General features: G+C 68.8%; 22 protein-coding genes. 10 read left to right on the top strand and 12 right to left on the bottom strand.

The features are described from left to right. Nucleotides 1-346 precede the first annotated feature (346 nt). Nucleotides 347-544 carry a hypothetical protein gene (locus PSV00_RS14200; protein WP_300448451.1) on the top strand — a complete coding sequence of 66 codons (198 nt, stop codon included), beginning with the start codon at nt 347-349 and terminating at the stop codon, nt 542-544. 198 nt (nt 545-742) lie between these two features. Continuing rightward, on the top strand, nt 743-1,105 hold the full coding sequence (locus tag PSV00_RS14195; protein ID WP_300448449.1) for a DUF6481 family protein: 363 nt from the start codon (nt 743-745) through the stop codon (nt 1,103-1,105). Nucleotides 1,106-1,141: 36 nt separating this feature from the next. On the opposite strand, the gene PSV00_RS14190 is transcribed toward PSV00_RS14195, so the two are convergent. Next, on the bottom strand, nt 1,142-4,333 hold the full coding sequence (locus tag PSV00_RS14190) for a PAS domain S-box protein (RefSeq protein ID WP_300448448.1): 3,192 nt from the start codon (nt 4,331-4,333) through the stop codon (nt 1,142-1,144). Nucleotides 4,334-4,488: 155 nt separating this feature from the next. On the opposite strand from PSV00_RS14190, the gene PSV00_RS14185 reads away from it, so the two are divergent. The 4 genes from PSV00_RS14185 (at nt 4,489) to PSV00_RS14170 (ending at nt 8,749) form a co-directional block, all read left to right on the top strand. After that, a complete protein-coding gene (locus PSV00_RS14185; RefSeq protein ID WP_300448446.1) occupies nt 4,489-4,968 on the top strand; it encodes a Dps family protein in 480 nt (159 codons plus the stop codon). Nucleotides 4,969-5,088: 120 nt separating this feature from the next. Next, nucleotides 5,089-6,222 carry a cell wall hydrolase gene (locus PSV00_RS14180; RefSeq protein WP_300448444.1) on the top strand — a complete coding sequence of 378 codons (1,134 nt, stop codon included), beginning with the start codon at nt 5,089-5,091 and terminating at the stop codon, nt 6,220-6,222. A 92-nt stretch (nt 6,223-6,314) separates the two neighbouring features. Continuing rightward, on the top strand, nt 6,315-8,264 hold the full coding sequence (locus PSV00_RS14175) for a PAS domain-containing protein (protein WP_300448442.1): 1,950 nt from the start codon (nt 6,315-6,317) through the stop codon (nt 8,262-8,264). 77 nt (nt 8,265-8,341) lie between these two features. After that, nucleotides 8,342-8,749 carry a response regulator gene (locus tag PSV00_RS14170; RefSeq protein WP_300448440.1) on the top strand — a complete coding sequence of 136 codons (408 nt, stop codon included), beginning with the start codon at nt 8,342-8,344 and terminating at the stop codon, nt 8,747-8,749. A 28-nt stretch (nt 8,750-8,777) separates the two neighbouring features. Here the strand turns inward: PSV00_RS14170 and trxB are convergent, their stop codons facing one another. Then, nucleotides 8,778-9,785 (bottom strand): thioredoxin-disulfide reductase, encoded by a 1,008-nt coding sequence (gene trxB / locus PSV00_RS14165; RefSeq protein WP_300448438.1) that lies wholly within the window; start codon nt 9,783-9,785, stop codon nt 8,778-8,780. Between the two features lie 76 nt (nt 9,786-9,861). Here trxB and PSV00_RS14160 point away from each other — a divergent pair, with 76 nt between their 5' ends. Continuing rightward, nucleotides 9,862-10,032, top strand: coding sequence for a hypothetical protein (locus PSV00_RS14160; RefSeq protein ID WP_300448435.1), 171 nt, complete (start codon nt 9,862-9,864; stop codon nt 10,030-10,032). Nucleotides 10,033-10,089: 57 nt separating this feature from the next. On the opposite strand, the gene PSV00_RS14155 is transcribed toward PSV00_RS14160, so the two are convergent. The 6 genes from PSV00_RS14155 to PSV00_RS14130 form a co-directional block, all read right to left on the bottom strand. Further along, a complete protein-coding gene (locus PSV00_RS14155; RefSeq protein ID WP_300448433.1) occupies nt 10,090-10,869 on the bottom strand; it encodes a hypothetical protein in 780 nt (259 codons plus the stop codon). Between the two features lie 97 nt (nt 10,870-10,966). Beyond that, nucleotides 10,967-11,965 (bottom strand): mitochondrial fission ELM1 family protein, encoded by a 999-nt coding sequence (locus PSV00_RS14150; RefSeq protein WP_300448431.1) that lies wholly within the window; start codon nt 11,963-11,965, stop codon nt 10,967-10,969. Next, a complete protein-coding gene (gene greA / locus PSV00_RS14145; RefSeq protein WP_300448429.1) occupies nt 11,956-12,429 on the bottom strand; it encodes a transcription elongation factor GreA in 474 nt (157 codons plus the stop codon). The genes PSV00_RS14150 and greA overlap by 10 nt, the downstream gene beginning before the upstream one ends. Before the next feature lie 106 nt (nt 12,430-12,535). Beyond that, complete coding sequence (locus PSV00_RS14140; protein WP_300448427.1) at nt 12,536-12,724, bottom strand: hypothetical protein; 189 nt, start codon at nt 12,722-12,724, stop codon at nt 12,536-12,538. Nucleotides 12,725-12,771: 47 nt separating this feature from the next. Continuing rightward, a complete protein-coding gene (locus PSV00_RS14135; protein WP_300448425.1) occupies nt 12,772-13,437 on the bottom strand; it encodes a glutathione S-transferase in 666 nt (221 codons plus the stop codon). Nucleotides 13,438-13,497: 60 nt separating this feature from the next. Next, nucleotides 13,498-14,817 carry an amidohydrolase gene (locus PSV00_RS14130; RefSeq protein ID WP_300448423.1) on the bottom strand — a complete coding sequence of 440 codons (1,320 nt, stop codon included), beginning with the start codon at nt 14,815-14,817 and terminating at the stop codon, nt 13,498-13,500. A 108-nt stretch (nt 14,818-14,925) separates the two neighbouring features. Between PSV00_RS14130 and selD the strand changes: the two genes are divergently transcribed. Together selD and mnmH are read left to right on the top strand one after the other, a co-directional pair. Beyond that, nucleotides 14,926-15,975, top strand: a complete 1,050-nt coding sequence (gene selD, locus PSV00_RS14125) for a selenide, water dikinase SelD (protein WP_300448421.1) — start codon at nt 14,926-14,928, stop codon at nt 15,973-15,975. Then, nucleotides 15,976-17,037, top strand: coding sequence for a tRNA 2-selenouridine(34) synthase MnmH (gene mnmH, locus PSV00_RS14120; protein WP_300448419.1), 1,062 nt, complete (start codon nt 15,976-15,978; stop codon nt 17,035-17,037). A 30-nt stretch (nt 17,038-17,067) separates the two neighbouring features. Here mnmH and PSV00_RS14115 read toward each other — a convergent pair whose 3' ends face one another. Next, nucleotides 17,068-17,556, bottom strand: coding sequence for a GNAT family N-acetyltransferase (locus PSV00_RS14115; protein ID WP_300448416.1), 489 nt, complete (start codon nt 17,554-17,556; stop codon nt 17,068-17,070). 245 nt (nt 17,557-17,801) lie between these two features. Here PSV00_RS14115 and PSV00_RS14110 point away from each other — a divergent pair, with 245 nt between their 5' ends. Further along, entirely contained in the window at nt 17,802-18,281 is a 480-nt protein-coding gene (locus PSV00_RS14110) for a hypothetical protein (protein WP_300448413.1), read from the top strand. A gap of 387 nt (nt 18,282-18,668) precedes the next feature. On the opposite strand, the gene PSV00_RS14105 is transcribed toward PSV00_RS14110, so the two are convergent. The 3 genes from PSV00_RS14105 to PSV00_RS14095 all read right to left on the bottom strand — a co-directional run bounded on the left by PSV00_RS14105 (nt 18,669) and on the right by PSV00_RS14095 (nt 20,925). Beyond that, entirely contained in the window at nt 18,669-18,947 is a 279-nt protein-coding gene (locus tag PSV00_RS14105) for a YdeI/OmpD-associated family protein (protein ID WP_300448410.1), read from the bottom strand. Nucleotides 18,948-19,020: 73 nt separating this feature from the next. Further along, the gene (locus PSV00_RS14100) at nt 19,021-20,349 is read right to left on the bottom strand and encodes an Hsp70 family protein (protein ID WP_300448407.1); all 1,329 of its coding nucleotides are present in this window, start codon (nt 20,347-20,349) and stop codon (nt 19,021-19,023) included. 159 nt (nt 20,350-20,508) lie between these two features. Further along, entirely contained in the window at nt 20,509-20,925 is a 417-nt protein-coding gene (locus tag PSV00_RS14095) for a hypothetical protein (protein WP_300448404.1), read from the bottom strand. Nucleotides 20,926-21,177 lie beyond the last annotated feature (252 nt).

Raw genomic sequence — 21,177 nt, 5'->3', positions numbered from 1 at the left:
GAGCGGACTGTCGGGGACGCGCCTTAAGCCAGTCGTTTATGGCCTCAATGTGTTCGATTCGCAAGTTTTGGGTGCGGTGCAACATTGTGTCGCTCCCCTGTGAGTTGAGTCGTGCAATGCCCCTCTCGCGCAGACTCACGAACGAAGTGAACGATACCAATACTGTATTACGTCAGGATGATCTGCTCGCATTGAGCTTAACGGGCGGGCCGGGGTGATGGTGCGTTGCACGGTTTGTTGCCATTCGTGACTTTCATGTGCGGCGTCGGGCCCGTGATTTCTGTGGGCGGGAACCCCCGAGCCGACCGGTACGTTGCGTCGGTACTGAATTCACAGGAACAGCCTCATGATTCGTCTCCCCGCCTCCGCCATCCCCGTCGTCACCCTGGCCGTCCTCGGCCTGGCCCTGTGCGGGTGCGGAACGACGATGGAACAGAAGGCCGCGACCGGTGCCGTGGCCGGTGCCCTGGTCGCCGGACCGGTCGGAGCCGCGGTCGGTGGCGCGGCAGGGGCCGTCATCGCCCGTAATGACAAACCGCAATAGGCCGTCAGGACAGCGGCCGGAAACGCCCTGAAGCGGCGTTTCCGGTCCCCCGGGCGGGATGGTGGCAGGGCGGATTCTTTTGCCCCAACCTTGATTTTCGCCACGGTTTCCGCTTAGGCACGCCGCCGGGCTGAGCGTCGCTCGCCCGTTCGCGGTCCTTTTGCCGCCTATCGCTATTTGGGAATTACCGACCTCCGCATGAGAGATCTGAAACAGACCGCCTTCACCGACCGGATTGCCACCCAGCAGGAGGCCAAGAAGGCCTTGCTCGCCCGCTTCAAGCCCAAGGCGGCGGCCCCGGACCCTGAATTTGACAAGCTGGCGGCCAAGCGCGCCGCCGAGAAGGAAGCCCTGCGCCAGCAGCACGAGCTGGAGAAGGCCGAGCAACGGCGTGAGCGCGCCGAGAAGGAGGCCGTCCGTCTGGCCGCCGAACGTGATGCCGAAGAGGCCGTCGAGGCCGAGAAGCGCGGTGCCCGCAAGGAGCGCAAGGCGGTTTCCAAGGCTGACCAGAAGGCCGCCCGCGACGCCCGCTACGCCGCCCGCAAGGCCCGCCAGCGCTAGATTATTGCCCGGGGGCCAGGGCCCCCGGTGACGGCCTCAGTCCGGCGGCGCCCCGGCGTCGACCGGGGCGAGGTCGCCCAGAACCCGGCCCAGCTGCTCGACCGAATAGGGTTTGCGCAGGAAGGGCCAGGGCGCGTCCGACAGGGCCGCATCGACATCGTCGCCGGCATAGCCCGAGGTCAGGACGATCCGCATGTCGGGATGGGTACGGCTGCAGGTCCGCGCCAGTTCGATCCCCGTCATCCCCCCCGGCATCACCACATCGCTGAGCATGATGTCGAACCGATCGGTCTTGAGCGCCGCCAGGGCCGCGGGACCGGTCTCGACGGCCCGGACCTCGAGCCCCAGTCCCCTGAGCAGTTCCACGGCCACATCGGCCACGCGGACGTCATCCTCGACCAGCAACAGGCGCCGACCGGCGACAAGCTGGCGGGACGGGGTCGCCGCCGGTTCATCGGTGGGGCGGCTGTCGCGCGCCAGCGGCGGCAGATAGATGTGAATCTCCGTGCCTTCGCCGACTGTGGAGACCACATGCGCCGCGCCGCCGCTCTGGCGAGCGAATCCGTAGACCTGGCTCAGGCCCAGGCCCGTGCCCTTGCCGATCGCCTTGGTGGTGAAGAACGGCTCGAACACCCGGTTGATGACCTCGGGGGCCATGCCGGTCCCGGTATCCGAGACGGTGACACAGACGTATTCGCCGGGCGGCAGCTCATGGACCTCGCCGGTCGTGACCTTTCGGGTCCGGGTCTGGATCAGGACCTTGCCCGTGTCGCCGAGGGCGTCGCGGGCATTGACCACGAGATTGAGCAGGGCCGCCTCGAACTGACCGGGGTCGACGCTGACACGGACTCCGCCGCGGCGCAGTTTCAGCCTGAACTCGATGGCCTCGCCGACAGCCCGGCGCAGCAACGGGTCGCTCTGGCGGATCAGGGCATTCAGGTCGGTCGGTTCCGGCCGCAGGGTCTGGCGGCGCGAGAAGGCCAGCAGCTGGTGGGTCAGGCCCTCGCCCCGTCGGGCGGCCGCCAGGGCGGCCTCGCCCAGCTTCTTGCGCTTGGCCGCATCGTCAGGCGACCGCAGGATGATGTCGAGCGCGCCGATGACCACGGTCAGCAGATTGTTGAAGTCGTGGGCCACGCCGCCGGTCAGGCGACCGACCGCCTCCATCCGCTGCGCATGCATCAGATTGGCCTCGGCCTCGGCCTTTTCAGCCAGGGCCGCGCCGACCCGTTCCTCCAGCAATTCATTGATGCGTTTGAGATCGTCCTCGGCGCGTTTGGCTTCGGTGACGTCGATGCTGGCCCCGATATAGCCCTGGAACACCCCGGCGGCGTCGAACCGGGGCGTGCTCTCGCAGCGCAGCCAGCGCAGTCCCAGGGTTCCGTGATCCATGCGCAGAATGCCCTCGAACCGGTCGCGGGCGTTCACCGCCGTCATAAAGGCCTCGGAGAAGGGGCCGATGTCATCGGGGTGGGCCAGCTTCTTCCAGCGCGAACCTATCAGTTCGCCGACATCGACCCCGAAGACCGTCCGGTAATGGCGGTTGGCGAAGGTGATCCGGGTCTCCGGGTCGGTCATCCAGATGAAGACCGGGGCGCTGTCGGCGACGGTGCGGAAGCGGGCCTCGGATTCGGTCAGGCGATTTTCGGCCTGGACCCGGGCCGTCTCGTCCCGAAGTGTGAGCACGGCCCCGATCCGGGCGCTGTCGGGCCCGATGACGGGCCGGGAGTTGCCGACCGCGACCACTTCGCTGCCATCCGCACGGCGGATGCGCCAGCGGGCGTCGGTGACCGTCTCGCCGTGGCGTACCGCCCGGGCGAGGGGCAGCTGGTCGGTCGGGTAGGGGCGTCCGTCCTCGGTGAACAGCTGGTAGGTCTGGGTGTAGTCATCGGGACCGACGCCGAGGGTCTCGATGCCATGCTGTCGCTTCGCCGCCTCATTGATGAAGACGACACGGCCCTCGGGGTCGGTGACGATGACGCCTTCAGCCAGCTGTCCGAGGATGGCGTCGCGTTCGGCCGCGCTGGCGGCGAGGCGGGCGTTGGACTCGCGGATATCGGTGATGTCGAACGACATACCGGCATAGCCGAGGAACCCGCCCCGGGAATCCAGCCGGGGATTGACCGCGACCCGCATCCATCGCCATGAGCCGTCGGCGTGGGCGAACCGGGCCTCGAACTCATAGGGACTGCCGGTTGGCCGTGCGGCGTCCTGGGCCGACTGGACCGCGGCCACGTCCTCGGGGTGGAGGGTCTCACGCCAGACGTTGCCGAGGATTTCGATGGCCGGACGGCCGTAGAATTTGATCAGCGCCTGATTGACGAACTCGACCTGGCCGTCGGTCCCGGTGAGCCAGACCGGCGAGGGGGCCGTGTCCGCGAGCAGACGGAACCGTTCCTCGCTCTCGCGCAGGGCCAGTTCGGCCTCGCGCATCTCCGTGACGTCGACATTGACGCCGATCATGCCGTGGAACTCGCCGTTGCTGCGGTGGTGCGGGCGGGCTTCGGTGCGCAGCACGCGCCAGCTGCCGTCCTGGCGGCGAAAGCGCGCCTCGGAGGCAAACGGGACCTGACGGACGTGGGCGTCGGCGGCAATCCGGCGCAGCGAGTCGCGATCATCCGGATGGGCGGTCTCGATCACGTCGAAACTCTCGATCGAGTCGGTCACGTTCCAGAACTCACGCTGGGCCCGGTTCAGATAGATGCAGTCTCCCGTCGGACTGCTCATCCACAGCATCACCGGCGCATGTTCGTTGATCATCTCCAGTCGACGTTCGCCGTCGTCGATGCGGGCATCTGAATCGCGCAGGGCCTCGATCGAGTAGTCGAGCCGCATCAGGGTCCGGCGCAGGGCGGCGGCAACCATGGCCGTGAAGAGACCGACGAGCACGAAATTCACAGTCGCGACCCGGCCCAGCTGGCTGTTCAGATTCAGTCCGGCCCCGTTCGGCCCGACCAGCAGCCAGCCGCCGACAAGGGCCGTGAGCGTGGCCGCGAATCCCGCCGTGCGTCCCCCGGCCAGGGCCGCGAGGATGACGGCCGGCAGCAGGATCATGAAACCGGTGATGTCACCATAGAAGGCCGAGAACGCCCAGCGGACGGCCAGCATGACCAGGGCGGCGCCAACGCCGATCAGAAGGTTGAGACCAAAGGATTTGGGGCGCACCCGGGCCAGCCACACCATGGCGGCATCCGTGTCCGTCACGCGTTTGAACAACGCTGTTGCGTTCATATGGCCCCCGCCCGTCGCCTGGCGACGTCTTCCAACGCTTCAGACCGTACTCGGGTTCCCGCGTCGGATATCTGAGCGACCGCCCTTGGCGATCACGCCGCAAGACCCCAACTGAAGGGCTGCAATATCACCTAAATCAGCCCCCGGGAGCGAACATGACCACGACCATCGACACAGGCCTGACCAAGACCGAACGTACTGATGTGGCGCGTGAACTGACCAAGGTTCTGGCCGACAGCTATGCCGTCTATCTGAAGACCCACGGATATCACTGGAACATTCGCGGCCCCGAGTTTTTCGCCCTGCATACCCTGCTGGAAACCCAGTATCGCGAGATCTGGGAGGCGCTGGACACCATCGCGGAACGCATCCGGGCGCTGGGCGAGTTCGCGCCCCAGGGCTATGCCACCTTCGCCAATCTGACCGCGATCAAGGACGGCGATCCCGAGAAGGACGCCCAGGCCATGCTCAAGGAATTGATGACCGACCACGAGACCCTGATCGCCACCACCCGGGCGGCACTGAAGTCGGCGGATTCTGACGGGGACGATGTCTCGGTCGACCTGTTGACGACCCGCCTCGCTTCGCATGAAAAGGCGGCCTGGATGCTGCGATCGACCCTCGGCAGTCGTTGACGGGGTTTGACGGGGCGCGTTCCGCCTGAAAAACGCCGCCAAGACCTGTCAGGCTTCGGGCTGGACAGGGATGGGCCTGCCACGGGAACCGATTTGGCCAGGATTGACTGGACATCGACGTTGCGACTGACGCGCCGGCTCACCGCCGCCGCGCCCGTTGCGCTGGCGGTGTTCGGCGTGGCCATGGCGGCCAGTTCGACGCCGCGGCCCGAACTCGACCTGCGGGTCGAGGCGGTGGCCCGGATCACCGGCGGGGATCCGGGGCCCGCGGGTCTGGCCGCCCTGGCCTCTTTGATGGATCCGGCGGCCCTGGCACTGGCCATCCGCCATGATCCGAACGCGCCCCGCGCCACCCCCCTGGGTTTGACCCCGGGTTGGGAAAGCCTGACCCTGGCCGGCAAGCCGTCGCTCGTCTTCGGGGCCTCGGGTGTCGAGGCGCAACGGCTCAATGCCGCCACGCCCGGCCTTGCCGGCCTGCTGGTTCCGGCGCGGCCCTTTGTGTTTCGGGCCGCCACCGGCGATGACCGCAGCCGTGCGCTGCGTTGTCTGACCCAGGCGGTCTATTACGAGGCGGCGCTGGAATCCGACGAGGGCCAGGCCGCCGTGGCCCAGGTGGTCCTGAACCGGGTGCGGGACCGCAACTATGCCAATACGGTGTGCGGTGTCGTGTTCGAGGGGGCCGAGCGTCTGACCGGCTGCCAGTTCAGCTTCACCTGCGACGGGGCCCTGGCCCGGACGCCGATCGCCTGGGCCTGGAACCGGTCACGGGCGGTGGCCGAACGCGCGCTGGATGGCCATGTGGCCGCCCGCGTGGGCACGGCGACCCATTACCATGCCGACTATGTTCATCCCTGGTGGGCCCCGAGCCTGAACAAGCTGACCCAGGTCGGCAGCCATATCTTCTATCGCTGGAAGGGCCCGGCCGGCGAGACGGCCGCCTTCAGCCAGACCTATGCCGGTCGGGAGCCGAAGATCGACGAGGTCCGGCTGGCCCGTCCGCGTCTGCTGGATGTCAGCATTGAGAGCGGCCCGGCCGACGACCTGTCCGCTGCGCCCGCCACGGTGATGGTCGACGGCCATCCACGTGTCGTGGGGGTCGCCTCCCTGGGCGGCCGCCGTCAGCCGGACAAGGCCGAGATCGCCGCGATCAACGCCCGTCTGGCCGCGTTTGAGGCACCGGCCCGGGACGTCGCGCCGCCGCCGCCCGGGGTGACCGTGATGGCCGTTGAGGAAGTGGGTCGCCCCGCCGCCTGATTGGCGGTTCTGTCGTCCTGACTGCAACGGTCGGGTGCGTTCTGCATTATTTCCTCACTCCCCGGCGCCGCGCGCCTCTGCAAGGACGCCCGGTGTCGACAGACAAGGTCACAATCAGCAGGTCCTGGACCGAGACCCAGCGCATGGCGGCGTTGCGGAGCTATGATGTTCTCGACACCGCGGCCGAGGCCGAGTTCGATGATCTCGCGACCCTGGCGGCCAGGATTTGCGACGCTCCCACCGCCCTGGTCAGCCTGGTCGCCGAAGACCGGCAGTGGTTCAAGGCCCGCGTCGGGCTGGAAACGGCCCAGACCGGGCGGGATGTCTCCTTCTGCGCCCATGCCATGCTCGGCGACCGGGTCATGGTCATCCCTGACACCACGACCGACCCGCAATTCCGTGACAATGCCCTGGTCACCGGTCCGCCCCATGTCCGGTTCTATGCCGGGGCCCCGCTGGTCAATGCCGAGGGGCTGCCGCTGGGCAGTCTGTGCGTGCTCGATACCCGGCCGCGGCCCGAGGGGCTGACGGCGTTTCAGACCCAGGCGCTGGCCGTGCTGTCGCGGCAGGCGATGAGCCTGCTGGAACTGCGCCGGGCCCTGAAGGCGCGCGACGAGAGTGAGCAGACGACGCGCCGCGCGCTGGCGGCCTCCGAATATGTCGGGGCCTGGGACTGGGACGTGGTCACGGACCGGGTGGTGGCCGACGAGCGGTTTTCCGAAATGTACGGTGTCGACCCGATGGTCGGCCTGGCGGGGGCACCGAGGAGTCTGTTTGTCGGTGCCGTGCACCCTGACGATGCCGAGCGGAACCAGGCCGAAGTCCGTGCCGTCCTTGAAAGCGGCGACCTCTATGTCAGCGAATACCGTCTGGTCGTGCCCGGACGGCCGTTGCGCTGGTTGCTGGTGCGCGGCCAGGTCTATCGAGACCATGACGGCACACCCAACCGCCTGTCCGGGGTGGTGGTCGACATCACCGATCGCAAGGCCCGCGAGGCTGAACTGGCGGATGCGGTCACCGCCCTGGCCGCCAGCGAGGCCCGGTTCCGGGCCATCGCCGACTCCCTGCCGCAGATGGTGTGGGCGACCCGGTCGGACGGCTTCCACGACTATTATAATGCCCGCTGGTACGAGTTCACCGGCATGGAGCCGGGGTCCACCGACGGCGAGTCCTGGAACGGCATGTTCCATCCCGACGACCAGGACCGGGCCCTGGGGCGCTGGCAGCAGTCGCTGGAGAGCGGCGAGCCGTATGAGATTGAGTACCGGCTGCGACGGCACGACGGGGCCTATCGCTGGACCCTGGGACGGGCCATGCCGATCCGGGACGAGTCCGGCGATATCGTGCGCTGGTTCGGCACCTGCACCGACATCGACGAGCTGAAGCGGATGGACCAGGCCAGGGAACTGCTGAGCCAGGAACTGAGCCACCGCATCAAGAACATCTTCGCCGTGGTCTCGGCCCTGGTGGCGCTTTCGGCGCGCCAATTCCCCGAGGCCAAGGTGTTTGCCGCCTCGCTGCGGACGCGCATCAACGCCCTGGCCCGCGCCCATGAGTTCGTGCGCCCCCACACCGATGTCTCGCGCCCGACGGTCGGGACGATGACCCTGCACGCCTTCCTGCAGTCCCTGTTCCAGGCCTATGCCGACGGCACCGGCGCGGCCCGCATCCGGATCTCGGGCGATGACGCGACCTTCGACGACCAGGCGGCGACCTCGGTGGCCCTGCTGTTCCACGAGCTGGCGACCAATGCCGCCAAATACGGGGCCCTGTCGCTGGAGGGCGGCCATGTCGACCTCGTCACCCGCGCCGAGGGCGACCGGTTCACCCTGACCTGGGCCGAACACGGCGGGCCGCCGGTCGCGGGCGCGCCCGAGCGCACCGGTTTCGGCTCGTCCCTGGCCACCCTGTCGGTCGAGGGGCAGCTGGGCGGCAGGCTGGAACGGGACTGGACGCCGGACGGTTTGCGCCTGACCGTGGACCTGCCCGCGACCGCCCTGTCCCGCCGCCGCGCGGCACAGAATGTCGCAGCGACGACATAGGGCGAAACCCCGCACGCCTGTCGGCGTTGTGTAAGCAGACAATATTTTGAACCCACTGGAGTTTTGACCCCAACGCCATGGCCGCCCGCATCCTGATCATCGAGGACGAAGCCCTGGTGGCGATGGAACTCCGCTTCGTGCTGGAGGACCTCGGCCATGAGGTTGTCGGCACGGCGGCGGACGCGAAGTCGGCGCGGGCCCTGGCGGCCGAGACCGATATCGACCTGGCCCTGGTCGATATTCACCTGTCCGACGGGCCGACCGGCGTCGCCCTCGGCCGGGAACTGGGTCAGGATCACGGGGTCACCGTCCTGTTCATGACGGCCAACCCGGGCATGGTGCGTGACGGCGTGGCCGGCACGGTCGGGGTGTTGTCGAAACCCAGTGACGAACGCGCGGTGCAGACGGCGGTCGACTATGTCCTGGGTCGTCGCGCCGGACGGCCCATCGAATACGCCCCGCCCGAACTGCGCCTGTTCGTCTAGGCGACAATCCGCACCCGGGCGTGTGGCGTCACCAGACGCCGATCTTTTCCGCCTCATGGTGGCTGATCGGATGATGGGCTGCCTTGTGATCTTCCTCGGCGAGGAAGCGAACGGCCTCCAGCGCCGCCATACAGCCCATGCCCGCCGCCGTGACTGCCTGACGATAGACGTCGTCGGTGACGTCGCCGGCGGCCCAGACGCCCTCGATCGCCGTGGCCGTGGTGCCCGGCTTGACCACCAGATAGCCGCCGGCCTTGGTTTCAAGCTGGCCCGCGAACAGTTCCGAAGACGGCGCGTGCCCGATGGCGATGAAGACCCCGTCGGCCGGAACCTCGCGCATTTCGCCCGTCTTCGCGTTTTCCAGCCGCACCCCGGTGACATTGCTGCCGCCGTCGGCCGTGACGCCGAGAATCTCGTCGACCTGATGATCCCAGATCACCTCGACCTTGGGGTTGGCGAACAGCCGTTCCTGCAGGATGCGTTCGGCGCGGAACTCATTCTTGCGGTGGACCACGGTCACCTTGGCGGCGAAATTGGTCAGGAACAGCGCCTCCTCGACCGCGGTATTGCCGCCGCCGACGACGATGACGTCCTTGCCGCGATAGAAGAAGCCGTCGCAGGTGGCGCAGGCCGATACGCCGAAGCCCTGATAGGTCTTCTCGCTCTCCAGGCCCAGCCATTTGGCCTGGGCCCCGGTCGAGATGATCACGGTTTCGGCCAGCAGCTCGGCACCGGAATCCAGCTTGAGCCGGAACGGCCGCGCCGACAGGTCGGCCGAGACCACTATGTCCTCGATCACCTCGGTGCCGACGTGTTCGGCCTGGCCGCGCATCTGCTCCATCAGCCACGGGCCCTGGATGACCTCGGCGAAACCGGGATAGTTCTCGACCTCGGTGGTGATGGTCAGCTGGCCGCCGGGCTGGAGACCGGCGATGATCACCGGGTTCAGCATGGCGCGGGCGGCATAGATGGCGGCGGTCCAGCCGGCGGGGCCGGAACCGATGATGGCGACGCGGACGGTGCGGGGAGTGTTCATACCCTCTATTTAGGCGCTGATTCCCCCGGACGCGATGCTAGGATGGCACCGAAGTCGCAAAGCACGGGAGATCGTCGTGGACGGACGCAGTTTCATCGGAATCGGTCTGGCGCTCGGCCTGGCCGTCGGGGCCGGACTCGGCCTCATGCTGGGCCAGCTGATCATCGGCCTGGCCGTCGGCACGGCCGGCGGAATCGTCGCCGGCCTGCTGCTGGACCGCCTCGACCGCCGTCGTGGCCGCGACTGACGGATCACCGGCCATGACGGGCGCGGCCCCCGGCCCCGCGCGACGGTGCGCCCCGGGCTAGGGCGTGACGGCGGCGGGTTCGGCCGGCGGCGCGACATAGAGGGCGCTGATGTAATAGGCGCGGACCTCGGGGGCGGCCTCGCTGACGGCGGTCTCCCAGAGAACGGCGCTGGCGCAGCGTTCGCCATGGCTCTGGCCCGCATAGTTGCGATCCCCGAACAGGGCCGCGACCCAGGCGGAATTTCCGCCCAGTTCCGCATAGCGGCGGCCGATCGTTTCCCAGGCCGCGATCGGGGGTTCGGAATGGGTCACGCCGCGGGGCGGCTGGGCGATGAGGGCGATGACCGCCCGCGACAAGGTCTCGAGACCTTGGCTGGCACCAAGGCCGAGTTCGGCGATCCGGTCCGGCGACAGGCCGGCCTCGACGAACTCGTGGCAGGCCGCGGCATGGCCCTGTTGCAGGGCCTTCATCATCTCCAGACGGACGGACGACAGGGCGACCAGATCCTCGGTCCGGGCCTCGACCACGCGGCTCAGGTGACGGGTCATCATCATCGAGGCGAACTCGGCCGCCATACTGTCCATGGCCGCGGCATCCAGCGTCCCGGTGCGGGCGCGGGCCAGCATCCGCTGCTCGAACGCCGCATAGTCCTCGGGAAAGCCGGTGGCCAGCACCGCCAGAACACTGCCGGTCTCGGTACCGGCGACGGTCTCGCGGATCGAGGCCAGGATCTGGGTGTCGCTCTGCACCGCCGGGGTCGGCTGAATCGCGGACGGGGTGGTGGGATCGGGCGTCGCCACCAGGGCGAGGGACAGGGCGGTCACGAGGCCGAGCATGGATATCTCCGTCGTCGCCCGGTCGCGGACGTCGGCCCATGCTACACGGGCTGGACCCGAATAGGACAGCGTCCTCCCGGTTCAGGCGAGCCGGGGGTCAGCGCGCAGCCATGGCCTCGAGCACGGCGCGGGCGGCCAGATCGGTCTCTGCGAGCGGCGGATAGGTCCAGACCGGCAGGTCAGCCGTAAACGGGCGGGTCGCGCCCCGGTCTTCCAGATCGGCATGCAGACGGGCGAATTTGCCCCCCGGCTTGCGCGCCAGCATCGGCAGGACATGGACCGGTCGTCCGGTCGCAGCGGCCTCGGCCGCCATGTTGGCGCTGTCCTCGGTGACCAGCACATGATCGGCCGCCCCGAGGAAGGCGAAATAGGGATTGGGACCGCGCTCGTCCCAGATCAGGCCGGGCAATTTGCCGAGCCGGTCGATCATCACGGCCCGGGCCGCAGCCGGGGTGCGGCGCGAGAAGGTCAGCAGCAGCGACCCGCCGGCGGTCCGCACGGCGCGGGCGATCCGGTCCGCCAGGTCGGCGGCGTGGGCCTCGGTCAGGTCGAAGGCCGCAGAGCGACCACCGATCAGGACGGCGACGCGCGGACGGGGCAGGGGGGCGATCCGGTCGGCCATGGCAGCGGCGGCGGCGGCGATCCGCGCCGGGGTGACACGGTGGGGCGAGCCGGTGATGCGGAACACATTGTCTCCCGCCAGCTCGTCATGGGCCGGGGCCACGACCATGTCGAAGCGCGATGGGGACAGGCGCGGATCCTGGGTCTGGACCACGAAGGTGCGGCCGCCGGAACGGCGGCGGGCGGCCAGGGACAGGGGCAGGGTGGCGCGGCCGGTGGCGATCCATAGATCGGGCCAGGCCTCGCCGGGGCCCGGCACGACCGCGTCGGACGACGGGTCCAGCAGGGCCGGGGACTTGAGGAAGACCGGCAATTTGTCGGCCCGGGGCCGCCAGTGGACGTGTTTTATGGTGATTTCAGCCGGAGTCAGGCGCTGGACGGCCTCGGCCAGTCCCAGCGCCTGATTCTCGATACCGGCCCGGCCGTCGGAGACGACCCAGACCGCGAGCGGTCGGTCAGGGTAACCTATTTCCACTCGACCTTGAGGATTTCGTAGGCCTTGACGCCGCCGGGGGTGTTGACCTCGACCACGTCGCCGACCTCTTTCGAGATCATGGCGCGGGCGATCGGCGAGGAGACGGAAATCCGCCCCTCCTTCACATCGGCCTCGTGTTCGCCGACGATCTGGTAGCGCCCCTCTTCCTCGGTGTCCTCGTCGACCACGGTGACCGTGGCACCGAATTTGACCGTGGATCCGGAAAGCTTGGACACGTCGATCACCTGGGCGCGGCTGATCTTGTCCTCGATGTCGGCGATCTGCCCCTCGATCCAGCCCTGCCGCTCCTTGGCGGCATGGTATTCAGCGTTTTCGGACAGGTCGCCGTGCGCGCGCGCCTCGGAAATCGCCGCGATGACGCTCGGCCGTTCGACCGACTTCAATTGTCGGAGTTGATCGTCGAGGACACGGTAGCCCTCGCCCGTCATAGGCACTTTTTCCATAGTGTCGTGAGTTTCTTGCTTCGCCCGACTGAGAGACTTGTTCGGCACAGATAGTCGCTGGGCGCTAGCGACCGGCCAAAGAGGGTAGGGCGCCGCTGCCCAAGACTCAAGTCACCTGGTTACCTGAATCTGAACGGACCTGACGGATCAGGCTCCAGGCCAGCCAGGCGATGGCGATCAGGCCCACGCCCATGAAGACCGCCGACAGGATTACCAGACCGGCGGAGATGAAGGCCAGGCAGAAGGCGACTGCGGCAATCAGTCCGGCGACGACATGGGGGGTTTGAAGGCGCATGCCGGACTAACGCGGGTCCCCGCGACCGGTTGCAGACCGGTGTTGGCTCAGCCGTAGCTGTAGGGACCCCCGCGCTCGAGCGCCCTCTGCCAGGCGGGGCGGGCGTGAATCCGCTCGAGGAAGGCCTTGATGCGCGGCCTGTCCGCGCCGAAGGGCACCCGGCTGCCGGCGGCTTCCAGCGGGAAGCTCATCATGATGTCGGCGGCGCTGAACGCATCCCCGGCGAACCAGCCGGTCCGGCCCAGTTCATCTTCCCAGTAGCTTATGTGGGTGGCGACCTGCGGATCGATGAAGGTCTGCTGCACCTTGCCGGCGACGGCCTTGACGATCCCACGGATCAGCAGGGGCGAGCGTTTCGGCAGCTGGCTGAACACCAGTTTCATCAGCAGGGGCGTCATGGCCGAGCCCTCGGCATAGTGCAGCCAGTAGGTGAATTGCCGCGCCGCCTCCGTACCGGCGGCCGGTTTCAGCCGCCCGTTGCCGTGGGCCTCCAGCAGGTAGTCGATGATGGCCCCGGTCTCGGCCACGCGAATGTCACCGTCCTCGATCACCGGCGACTTGCCCAGTGGGTGGATGGCCTTCAGCGCCGCCGGAGCCAGGCTGGTCTTCGGGTCGCGCTGATAGCGTTTCACCTCATACGGGAGGCCCAGCTCCTCGAGCAGCCACAGCACCCGCTGCGAGCGGGAGTCGTTCAGGTGATGGACGATGATCATGGTGGCGCTCCGGACTGTCGCGCCACCATGGGCGGGTGACGCGACGTCCGGCAAGCGTCTTCAGGTTTTCGGCATCAGGCTCTCGGCCGCCACCACCATGGCCTCGACCCCGGCGGTGACCGAGGGTTCGGGCGCGATCCGGAACAGGGGCGAATGGTGGCCGGCGGCGGTGGCCAGGTCCGACACGGGTGTGCCGCCGACATCGAAATAGACCCCCTTCACCCCGCTTTCGGGCGTGACGAAATAGGCGAAATCCTCGGCCCCCATGCCGCCGCGCGGCTCGTCGATCATCCGGGCCTCGCCCATGGCCCCGGCGATGGCGGCGCGGACCCGGGTCGCGGTCGGGGTGTCATTCAGGGTCGGCGGCGTGGTCTCGACGGTCGAGCGCACCACGGTCGGCATCCGGTCCTCGGGCACGCCCAGGGCGATGGCGGTGCCACGGGCGACGCGGTCGATACCGTCCAGCAGCAGGGTGCGCACCTCGGGGCTGTCGGCCCGGACGGTCAGCTGCAGGTCGACCCGGTCGGAGATGATGTTGTGCTTGATGCCGCCGTGGATGGCGCCGACGCTGACCACCGCCCCTTCCAGCGGGTTGACGGTGCGGCTGCGCAGCGACTGCAGATTGACGACGATGGTCGAGGCGACCAGCACCGGGTCGACGCCCAGATGCGGATAGGCCCCGTGGGTGCCGACGCCGTGGACGGCGATGTCGACACTGTCCGAGCTGGAGGAATGGATGGCCAGGGGCACCGAGATCCGCCCCGCGGGCACGCCGGCCGACACGTGGAAGGCCAGGGCATAGTCCGGCTTGGGAAAGCGGGTGTAGAGGCCGTCCTCGACCATGGCCCGGGCCCCGAAGATCCGCTCCTCGGCCGGCTGGGCCACCAGCACCAGGGTGCCGGACCAGTCGCCACGCCGGGTCATCAGCTGGCGGGCGGTACCGATCAGGGCGGTGATATGCACATCGTGGCCGCAGGCGTGCATGACCGGCTTCTCGACCCCGTCGCTGTCGACCTGACGCACGGTCGAGGCATTGGCCAGGCCGGTCGCCTCCTGCAGCGGCAGGCCGTCCATGTCGGCGCGGATCATCACCGTGGGACCCTCGCCGTTGCGCAGCACCGCGACCACGCCGGTGCCGCCGACGCCCGTCGTGACGTCATAGCCGAGGGCGGTCAGCTGGGCCGCCATGATGCCGGCGGTGCGGACTTCCAGCCCCGACAGCTCCGGGTGGCGGTGAAAGTCGTCGAACAGGGCGGCGAGGTTGGCGGTATAGTCCTGCTGCACCGCCGCCTTCAGTTCACTGTCCTGGGCCGCGGCCGGCAGTCCGGTGGCCAGGGCAAGCACGGCGCTCGCCGCCGCCAGAGTGGTCCGCAATCGCATGGTTCAGCCCCCGCCAGTGAATTATCCGGCCACCGTTGCCCATCGCCGGGCGGCGGTCAAACGCCCCCGGACTTTGGCCCCGGGCCCGGGTCGGCTATGGCTGCGTCCATGAGCACCCCCGAACCCCGACTGACCTCCCTGGCCCATGGCGGCGGCTGCGGCTGCAAACTGGCCCCGGCCGTGCTGCGCGACATTCTGGCGGGCATGCCCCAGGCGGCGGTGTTCGCCAATCTGATGGTCGGGACCGAGACCAGCGACGATGCGGCGGTGTGGCGGCTGAACGATCAGCAGGCCCTGGTCGCGACCACGGACTTCTTCATGCCGGTGGTCGACGACCCGTTCGACTTCGGCCGGATCGCCGCGACCAATGCCCTGTCCGACGTCTATGCCATGGGGGCGACGCCGATCTTCGCCCTGGCCCTGGTGGGGATGCCGGTGGCCACCCTGTCGACCGGGACCATCGGCAAAATTCTCGCCGGCGGGGCCAGTGTCTGCGCCGCGGCCGGAATCCCCGTGGCCGGTGGTCACTCGATCGACAGTGTCGAGCCGATCTACGGCCTCGTCGCCCTGGGACTGGTGCATCCGGATCAGGTCCTGACCAATCGCGGGGCCCGGGCCGGCGACGTGCTGATCCTGACCAAGGGACTGGGCGTCGGCATCCTCAGCGCCGCCTTCAAACAGGAAGTGTTGAGCGACGCCGGCTATGCCGCCCTGATCGGTTCGACCACCCGGCTGAACACCCCCGGCGCGAAACTGGCCGGCATGGCCGGGGTCCACGCGGTCACCGACGTCACCGGCTTCGGCCTGCTGGGTCACGGGCTGGAGATGGCGCGCGGCGCAAACCTGACGGTCGAGATCGAGGCCGCCGCCGCCCCGCTGCTGGACGGGGTCGAGACCCTGGCCCGCGACGGCATGCGCACCGGGGCCTCGGGCCGCAACTGGGCCAGCTACGGCGAGGGCGTGGTCCTGCCGGAAGGCTTTGACGCCTGGCGGCGTGACCTGCTGACCGACCCCCAGACCAGCGGCGGTCTGCTGATCGCCGTGGCCGCGGACCGGGCCGGGGCGGTGCTGGATCTGCTGCGGGCCGACGGTTTCGAACGCGCCGCGGTGGTCGGCCGGGTGGTCGCGGGCCCGGCCGTGGTCCGGGTCATCGGCTGAATGATCCGGCGCACCACCGATCTGGGCCCGGCCGCGCGTGAGGCCTTCGACGCCATCATCGATGTGCGCAGCCCGGCCGAGTTCGCCGAGGACCACATCCCCGGGGCCATCAACCTGCCGGTGCTGGACGACGCCCAGCGCGCCATGGTCGGCACCACCTATATCCAGACCTCCAAATTCCTCGCCCGTCGTGCCGGCGCGGCCATGGTCGCCCGCAATATCGCCGACCATCTGGAAGGCGCGCTGGCCGACCGCGACGGCAGTTTCCAGCCCCTGGTCTATTGCTGGCGCGGCGGTCAGCGCTCCGGGGCCATGGTCACGGTGATGGACCAGGTCGGCTGGCCGGTGACCATGCTGGAGGGCGGCTACCAGACCTGGCGGCGACAGGTGGTGGCGGGCCTGTATGACGCGCCCCCGACCCTGCGCATCGTGCTGATCGACGGCCCGACCGGCTGCGGCAAGACCGAGATCCTGAAACGGCTGTCGGCTCACGGCATCCAGACCCTGGACCTCGAGGGCCTGGCCAATCATCGCGGCTCGCTGTTCGGGGCCATGCCGGGCGGCCAGCCGTCGCAAAAGGCGTTCGAGAGCCGGCTGTTCGACGCGATCCAGCGGCTGGACCCGACCCGGCCTGTCGTGGTCGAGGCCGAAAGCAGCCGCGTCGGCGAACGCACCGTGCCGCCCGGCCTGTGGGCGTCCATGGGCACGGCCCGGGTCATCACCCTGTCGGCCCCGCTGGCGGCCCGCGCCCGCCATATCGTCGAGACCTATATCGAGATCGCCGCCGACCCGGACCGTCTTGACCGGGCCTTGAGCCGCCTGCCGCGCCATCACGCGAAGGCGACCATCACCGAGTGGCGGGCCATGGCCACGCGCGGCGAGATCGAGCCCCTGGCGGCCCGGCTGATGGAGGCTCACTACGACCCCGCCTATGCCCGCACCAGCGACCGCCGCGACCGCACCGCCCTGGGCGCGGTGGCCCTGACCACGCTGGACGCGGACGATCAGACGCGGGCGGCGGCGGCGATCGCGGGGATGGTGGGCGAGGAAAGCAGACCGTGAGCCGCCGCTGAAGGCGGTCGATACGAAGGTTCAGGCCTGGACAGGCTTCTCCCAGAACACGGCCTGTCCCGTCGCCGGGTCCAGCGCGTAGCCGGCGAATCCGAGCGAATGGTAGAGGGCTTTTGCCGTATGATTGCCGTCCAGCACCTCGAGGGTCAGCTTGCAGCAGCCCCGCTCAATCGCGATGGCTTCTGCCATGGCCAGCATCCGCCGGGCCAGTCCCAGACCCCGGAAGTCCGCAAGCACGGTGACGTCGTGGATGTTCATCAACGGCTTGCATTTGAAGGTCGAAAACCCCTCGAACATATTGACCAGTCCGGCAGGCACGCCGTCGACGAAGGCCAGGATCGACACGGCGTCCGATCGCGCCGCCAGGGCCGGGACCAGGCCTTCCCGCACGGCTGCGCTCAACGGATGATTTCCGCCCATCGGATCGCGCGCATAGGCGTCCAGCAGGTCTATGATTGCCGTTGCATGGCGGGGGTCGGTGTAGTCGGCCCGGATGACGTCTATGGACATGCGCGTTTCTCCTCCGGCAATCGTAGACGACCTAACGAGGAACGTCCGCAAGGTACAGGACGCGGACCCTGGCCTCAGCCGTTGTGGTTGCGGATCGCCGCTGCGCGGGGGCTAGGAGGACACCGGCGCACCGGCGCAGTCCGGACGGTGCCGGTGCCTGCCAAGGGTGGGAAGCGGACTCTGCTGATCGGTCTCTGATCTGCTAATCCACCCGGGTGGATTGGCCGTCAGGGGTGAGATCAGTCATGTTCCTTAGGCTGTTGAAAGCCGCGCGAAACACCGCCGCATGGCTTACCGCCGTGAGGCATTACGAGGCGCGGGAGCACGACAAGGCCATCCCGCCGCTGATGAAGGTCTATAGGCTGAGAAATCTCCCGGCCCCCAGCACGGACGCGCCTCTTCGTGCAAATCTGCTTCTGGCTACCTTAGCTTACTGGACCGGACAGCCGGAACTGTTGCGGGCTTCTCTCGCGGCTATCGTCGGTCAAGCAAAGGGAGTGCAGAACCGAAACAGTCCCGCGACGTTGGCTTACTCCCTCGCCTATGCTCGATTGCTGGATGAGTTAGCCGTGGATCACGACGGATCGAGATACACTCCCATAGTGGCCTTCACCCCCATGCCGCCGGTCGATCTGGCTGGGGTCAGAAGCGACTTCATCCGCATATTCCCGCTCGAACCTCGTGGGGACGACGTGCCATCCAACGCGGGCTTCAAGGTCGCCTAAGAGTCGAAAGCAGCCAGTCGCCTGAAGGCGAAGAGCGGACGCCTGCAAAGCCCCAATGCGGATCAGGCCAGGTTCAATCCACATTCGACAAAGGCCGGACCCCTTGTCATCCCGGACGCCGCGAATGCGGCGATCCGGGACGGCGCGCTCCCACAGAACCAGACCTCCCGGAAATCGCGGCGCGATTATCCGGGAGACGGGTGCCGCCAGGCGGGATCCTGACCTGTCTCCCGGACAGCGGCTGACGCCGCTTCCGGGAGGATCAATGTCTTTCGGTCCTGCGTCCCGGATCACCGCTGCGCGGTGTCCGGGATGACAACGGCACAATCGCGCGGTCCGAAGGAGGATGACTCTTCCCGCTGCCAGTCCGTGACGACCCGGACACCCTCACGCCCCCCGCGATCCCGCCCCCTTCTCGCGATGCGGACAGCCGGGCCAGCAGCAGGGGCGGCGCTGGCCGGCCTTGAGGTCGGAACCCGCCCGCTCGACATGCTGACGGCGGGTCTCGGGTCGTTTCACCGACTCGATCCAACAGATCCATTCATTGCGCGCCAGCGGGGTGATGTCCTCCCAGGCCGCCCGCGCCGCCGGGTCGGCAACGAGGCGCGCCCGCAGGTCCCCGGGCAGGGCGTGCACGACGCCCGCGCTGATGGACAGTCCGGTCATGGGTGCCGCTTCCTTCGACAATCAGACCCCACCCTGGCGCGAAACCGGCGGGGCGGGAAGTCCGGGCCGGGGCTCAGCCCGCCGCCGCCCGCGGCGCGCTCCACACATCCAGATCCGGCTCCCGCCCGATCAGGGCCAGGCCCGAGGCGATGGATTCGAACTCGCCGCCGGTCTCGATCCGGTCCGGGCCGAAGCGGCGATGGAAGATGTCCCGCACCGCCGGAACGAAGGAGGTGCCGCCGGTCAGGAAGATCCGGTCGATCTGCCCGGCCGCCAGCCCGGACCGGGCGATCGCCTGGTCGACGGCGGCCTCGATGGCCGCCAGCTCGGGCGCGATCCAGCCCTCAAACATGGACCGGCTGACAGGGGCCTCGATCCGGATCGATCCGGCGACGAAGGAAAAGGTCGCCTCCGTGTGCCGCGACAGATCCATCTTCAGCGCCGAAACGGCCCGGTACAGCGCATAGCCGTGGTTGTCGTCGAGGATCTCGATCAACCGGTCCAGCTTTTCGGGCTCGGTCGCCGTGCGGGCCAGGGCGCGGATGTCGCGCATGTCCTTCGACGCTCTCAGCAGCGCCAGCTGATCCCACCGCGCGAAGGCGGCATAGTAGCGCTGCGGGATCGGCAGCGTCTTGCCGAAGGTGCGGTATTCCCCGCCCTTGCCCAGTTCCGGCGATACCAGCTGGTCGATGATCCGGTAGTCGAAGGCGTCGCCCGCCACCCCCACGCCGGACCGGGCCAGGGCCGTCGACCGCAGGCCCCCGGCCGCGCGTTCGAAGCGGACAATGGAGAAGTCGCTGGTCCCGCCGCCGAAGTCGGCGACCAGAACGGTCGCATCGGTCTGCAGGGTCCGGGCGAAGAAGAAGGCCGCCCCGATCGGCTCATAGGCATAGCGGATGTCGGTGAAGCCCAGCCGGGCGAACGCGGCCTCATAGCGGGCCAGGGCCAGGGCCTCGTCCGGCCGGCCGCCGGCGAAGGTCACCGGCCGGCCGACGATCACCCGCGCCGGCAGGTCAGCCATCCCGTCGCCGCCGTGGTCCCGCAGCCGCAGCAGAAAGGCCCCCAGCAGGTCCTCGAACCGGTAGCGCCGGTTGTCGATCACCGTGTCGGTGAAGGCGGCGCTGGCGGCGAAGGTTTTGAACGACTGGACGAACCGGGTCTCCAGCGCGTCCTCGACATAGGCGTCGATCGCCCACGGCCCCGCCTCGACGAGCCGTTCGGGCTCCTGGCCGGCGGTCGCCTGGCGGATCTGGAAGCTCAGCGTCGACCGAAACGCCGTCACCTCGCCCGCCGGGGCCTCGAAACGCAGGACCGCCGCCTCGCCGTCCGGACCGGCGATGGCCACGACGGTGTTGGTGGTGCCGAAATCGATGCCGACCGTGGGCGCGATCGCAGGGGTCATGCACGAATCTCCTGGCGGTGGGGCGGCGTTCCTAGCGCAAAAGCCCGGGCAAGGCTCCCCATCCGTCCGCCGCCAGCGGCCGGTCGCCGTCCGGATGCCGGAAACCGGAGAGAGGCAGGCCCACGAGACGCGAGCGAAGGCTTTGGCGGCCCGCCGGCCTCAGCCCCGGCGCTGTCCGTCCAGCCGGATCAGGGCGTCCGCCGCCTGGATCAGGGCCCGGGCCTCGGCCGCCCGGCCCGCGCTGACCAGCCAGGCGGCGCGGCGGACGGCGCGCGTCACCGCCATATCCGGATCGATCCACGGCGGGTCCTCCGCGTCGGCGGGCGAGGTCGAGACGGGCAGGGGGGCCAGCCCCGGGCCCGGATCGTCGGCCGCGCCGCGCACCGGCTTCAGGTCCAGGGTCTCCGCGATCCGGTTGCGGGTCCAGCCCTCGGCCATCGCCCGTCGCCGCAGATTGGACAGGCCGACGTCGAAACGCCGCGCCACCGACGGGGCCGACTCGCCCGCCACATAGGCGGCCCTGACCCGGGCCCAGGTCTCCGGGCCGCGATATTTGCGCAGACGGTGGTGGTCCATGCCGGCAGGATGCACCCTGTCTGCGTCAGGAACGGGCGCAGGCCGCGCCCCCGGCCGCCGACCGGTCCGCCGTCCCGCTGTCCCGGTTGTCCCGGTTGTCCCGGTCAGGTCTGGCCGGTTTGTCCCGGTTTTGTCTCGGTTCCGTCCCTGTTGTCCGGCCACAACCACGACAGAATTGTCCCGGTTTGTAGGGGGATGTCCCTGACCGGACGGGCCGGACTGTCCGGATCCCGCCCCATGCGACTGGTCGAA

The sequence above is a fragment of the Brevundimonas sp. genome, from assembly GCF_029945885.1.
Classification (GTDB): domain Bacteria; phylum Pseudomonadota; class Alphaproteobacteria; order Caulobacterales; family Caulobacteraceae; genus Brevundimonas.
This window is presented reverse-complemented; position numbering and strand designations above follow the sequence as displayed.

Bases quoted from the DNA above. Each gene is read 5' to 3' on its own strand.
- selD (WP_300448421.1), top strand. From the start codon at position 14,926: ATGAGCACCCCCGAACCCCGACTGACCTCCCTGGCCCATGGCGGCGGC.
- PSV00_RS14185 (WP_300448446.1), top strand. From the start codon at position 4,489: ATGACCACGACCATCGACACAGGCCTGACCAAGACCGAACGTACTGAT.
- PSV00_RS14115 (WP_300448416.1), bottom strand. From the start codon at position 17,556: ATGTCCATAGACGTCATCCGGGCCGACTACACCGACCCCCGCCATGCA.
- PSV00_RS14110 (WP_300448413.1), top strand. From the start codon at position 17,802: ATGTTCCTTAGGCTGTTGAAAGCCGCGCGAAACACCGCCGCATGGCTT.
- PSV00_RS14155 (WP_300448433.1), bottom strand. From the start codon at position 10,869: ATGCTCGGCCTCGTGACCGCCCTGTCCCTCGCCCTGGTGGCGACGCCC.
- PSV00_RS14105 (WP_300448410.1), bottom strand. From the start codon at position 18,947: ATGACCGGACTGTCCATCAGCGCGGGCGTCGTGCACGCCCTGCCCGGG.
- PSV00_RS14200 (WP_300448451.1), top strand. From the start codon at position 347: ATGATTCGTCTCCCCGCCTCCGCCATCCCCGTCGTCACCCTGGCCGTC.
- PSV00_RS14190 (WP_300448448.1), bottom strand. From the start codon at position 4,333: ATGAACGCAACAGCGTTGTTCAAACGCGTGACGGACACGGATGCCGCC.
- PSV00_RS14095 (WP_300448404.1), bottom strand. From the start codon at position 20,925: ATGGACCACCACCGTCTGCGCAAATATCGCGGCCCGGAGACCTGGGCC.
- PSV00_RS14135 (WP_300448425.1), bottom strand. From the start codon at position 13,437: ATGATCATCGTCCATCACCTGAACGACTCCCGCTCGCAGCGGGTGCTG.
- mnmH (WP_300448419.1), top strand. From the start codon at position 15,976: ATGATCCGGCGCACCACCGATCTGGGCCCGGCCGCGCGTGAGGCCTTC.
- trxB (WP_300448438.1), bottom strand. From the start codon at position 9,785: ATGAACACTCCCCGCACCGTCCGCGTCGCCATCATCGGTTCCGGCCCC.
- PSV00_RS14170 (WP_300448440.1), top strand. From the start codon at position 8,342: ATGGCCGCCCGCATCCTGATCATCGAGGACGAAGCCCTGGTGGCGATG.
- greA (WP_300448429.1), bottom strand. From the start codon at position 12,429: ATGGAAAAAGTGCCTATGACGGGCGAGGGCTACCGTGTCCTCGACGAT.
- PSV00_RS14195 (WP_300448449.1), top strand. From the start codon at position 743: ATGAGAGATCTGAAACAGACCGCCTTCACCGACCGGATTGCCACCCAG.
- PSV00_RS14130 (WP_300448423.1), bottom strand. From the start codon at position 14,817: ATGCGATTGCGGACCACTCTGGCGGCGGCGAGCGCCGTGCTTGCCCTG.
- PSV00_RS14140 (WP_300448427.1), bottom strand. From the start codon at position 12,724: ATGCGCCTTCAAACCCCCCATGTCGTCGCCGGACTGATTGCCGCAGTC.
- PSV00_RS14100 (WP_300448407.1), bottom strand. From the start codon at position 20,349: ATGACCCCTGCGATCGCGCCCACGGTCGGCATCGATTTCGGCACCACC.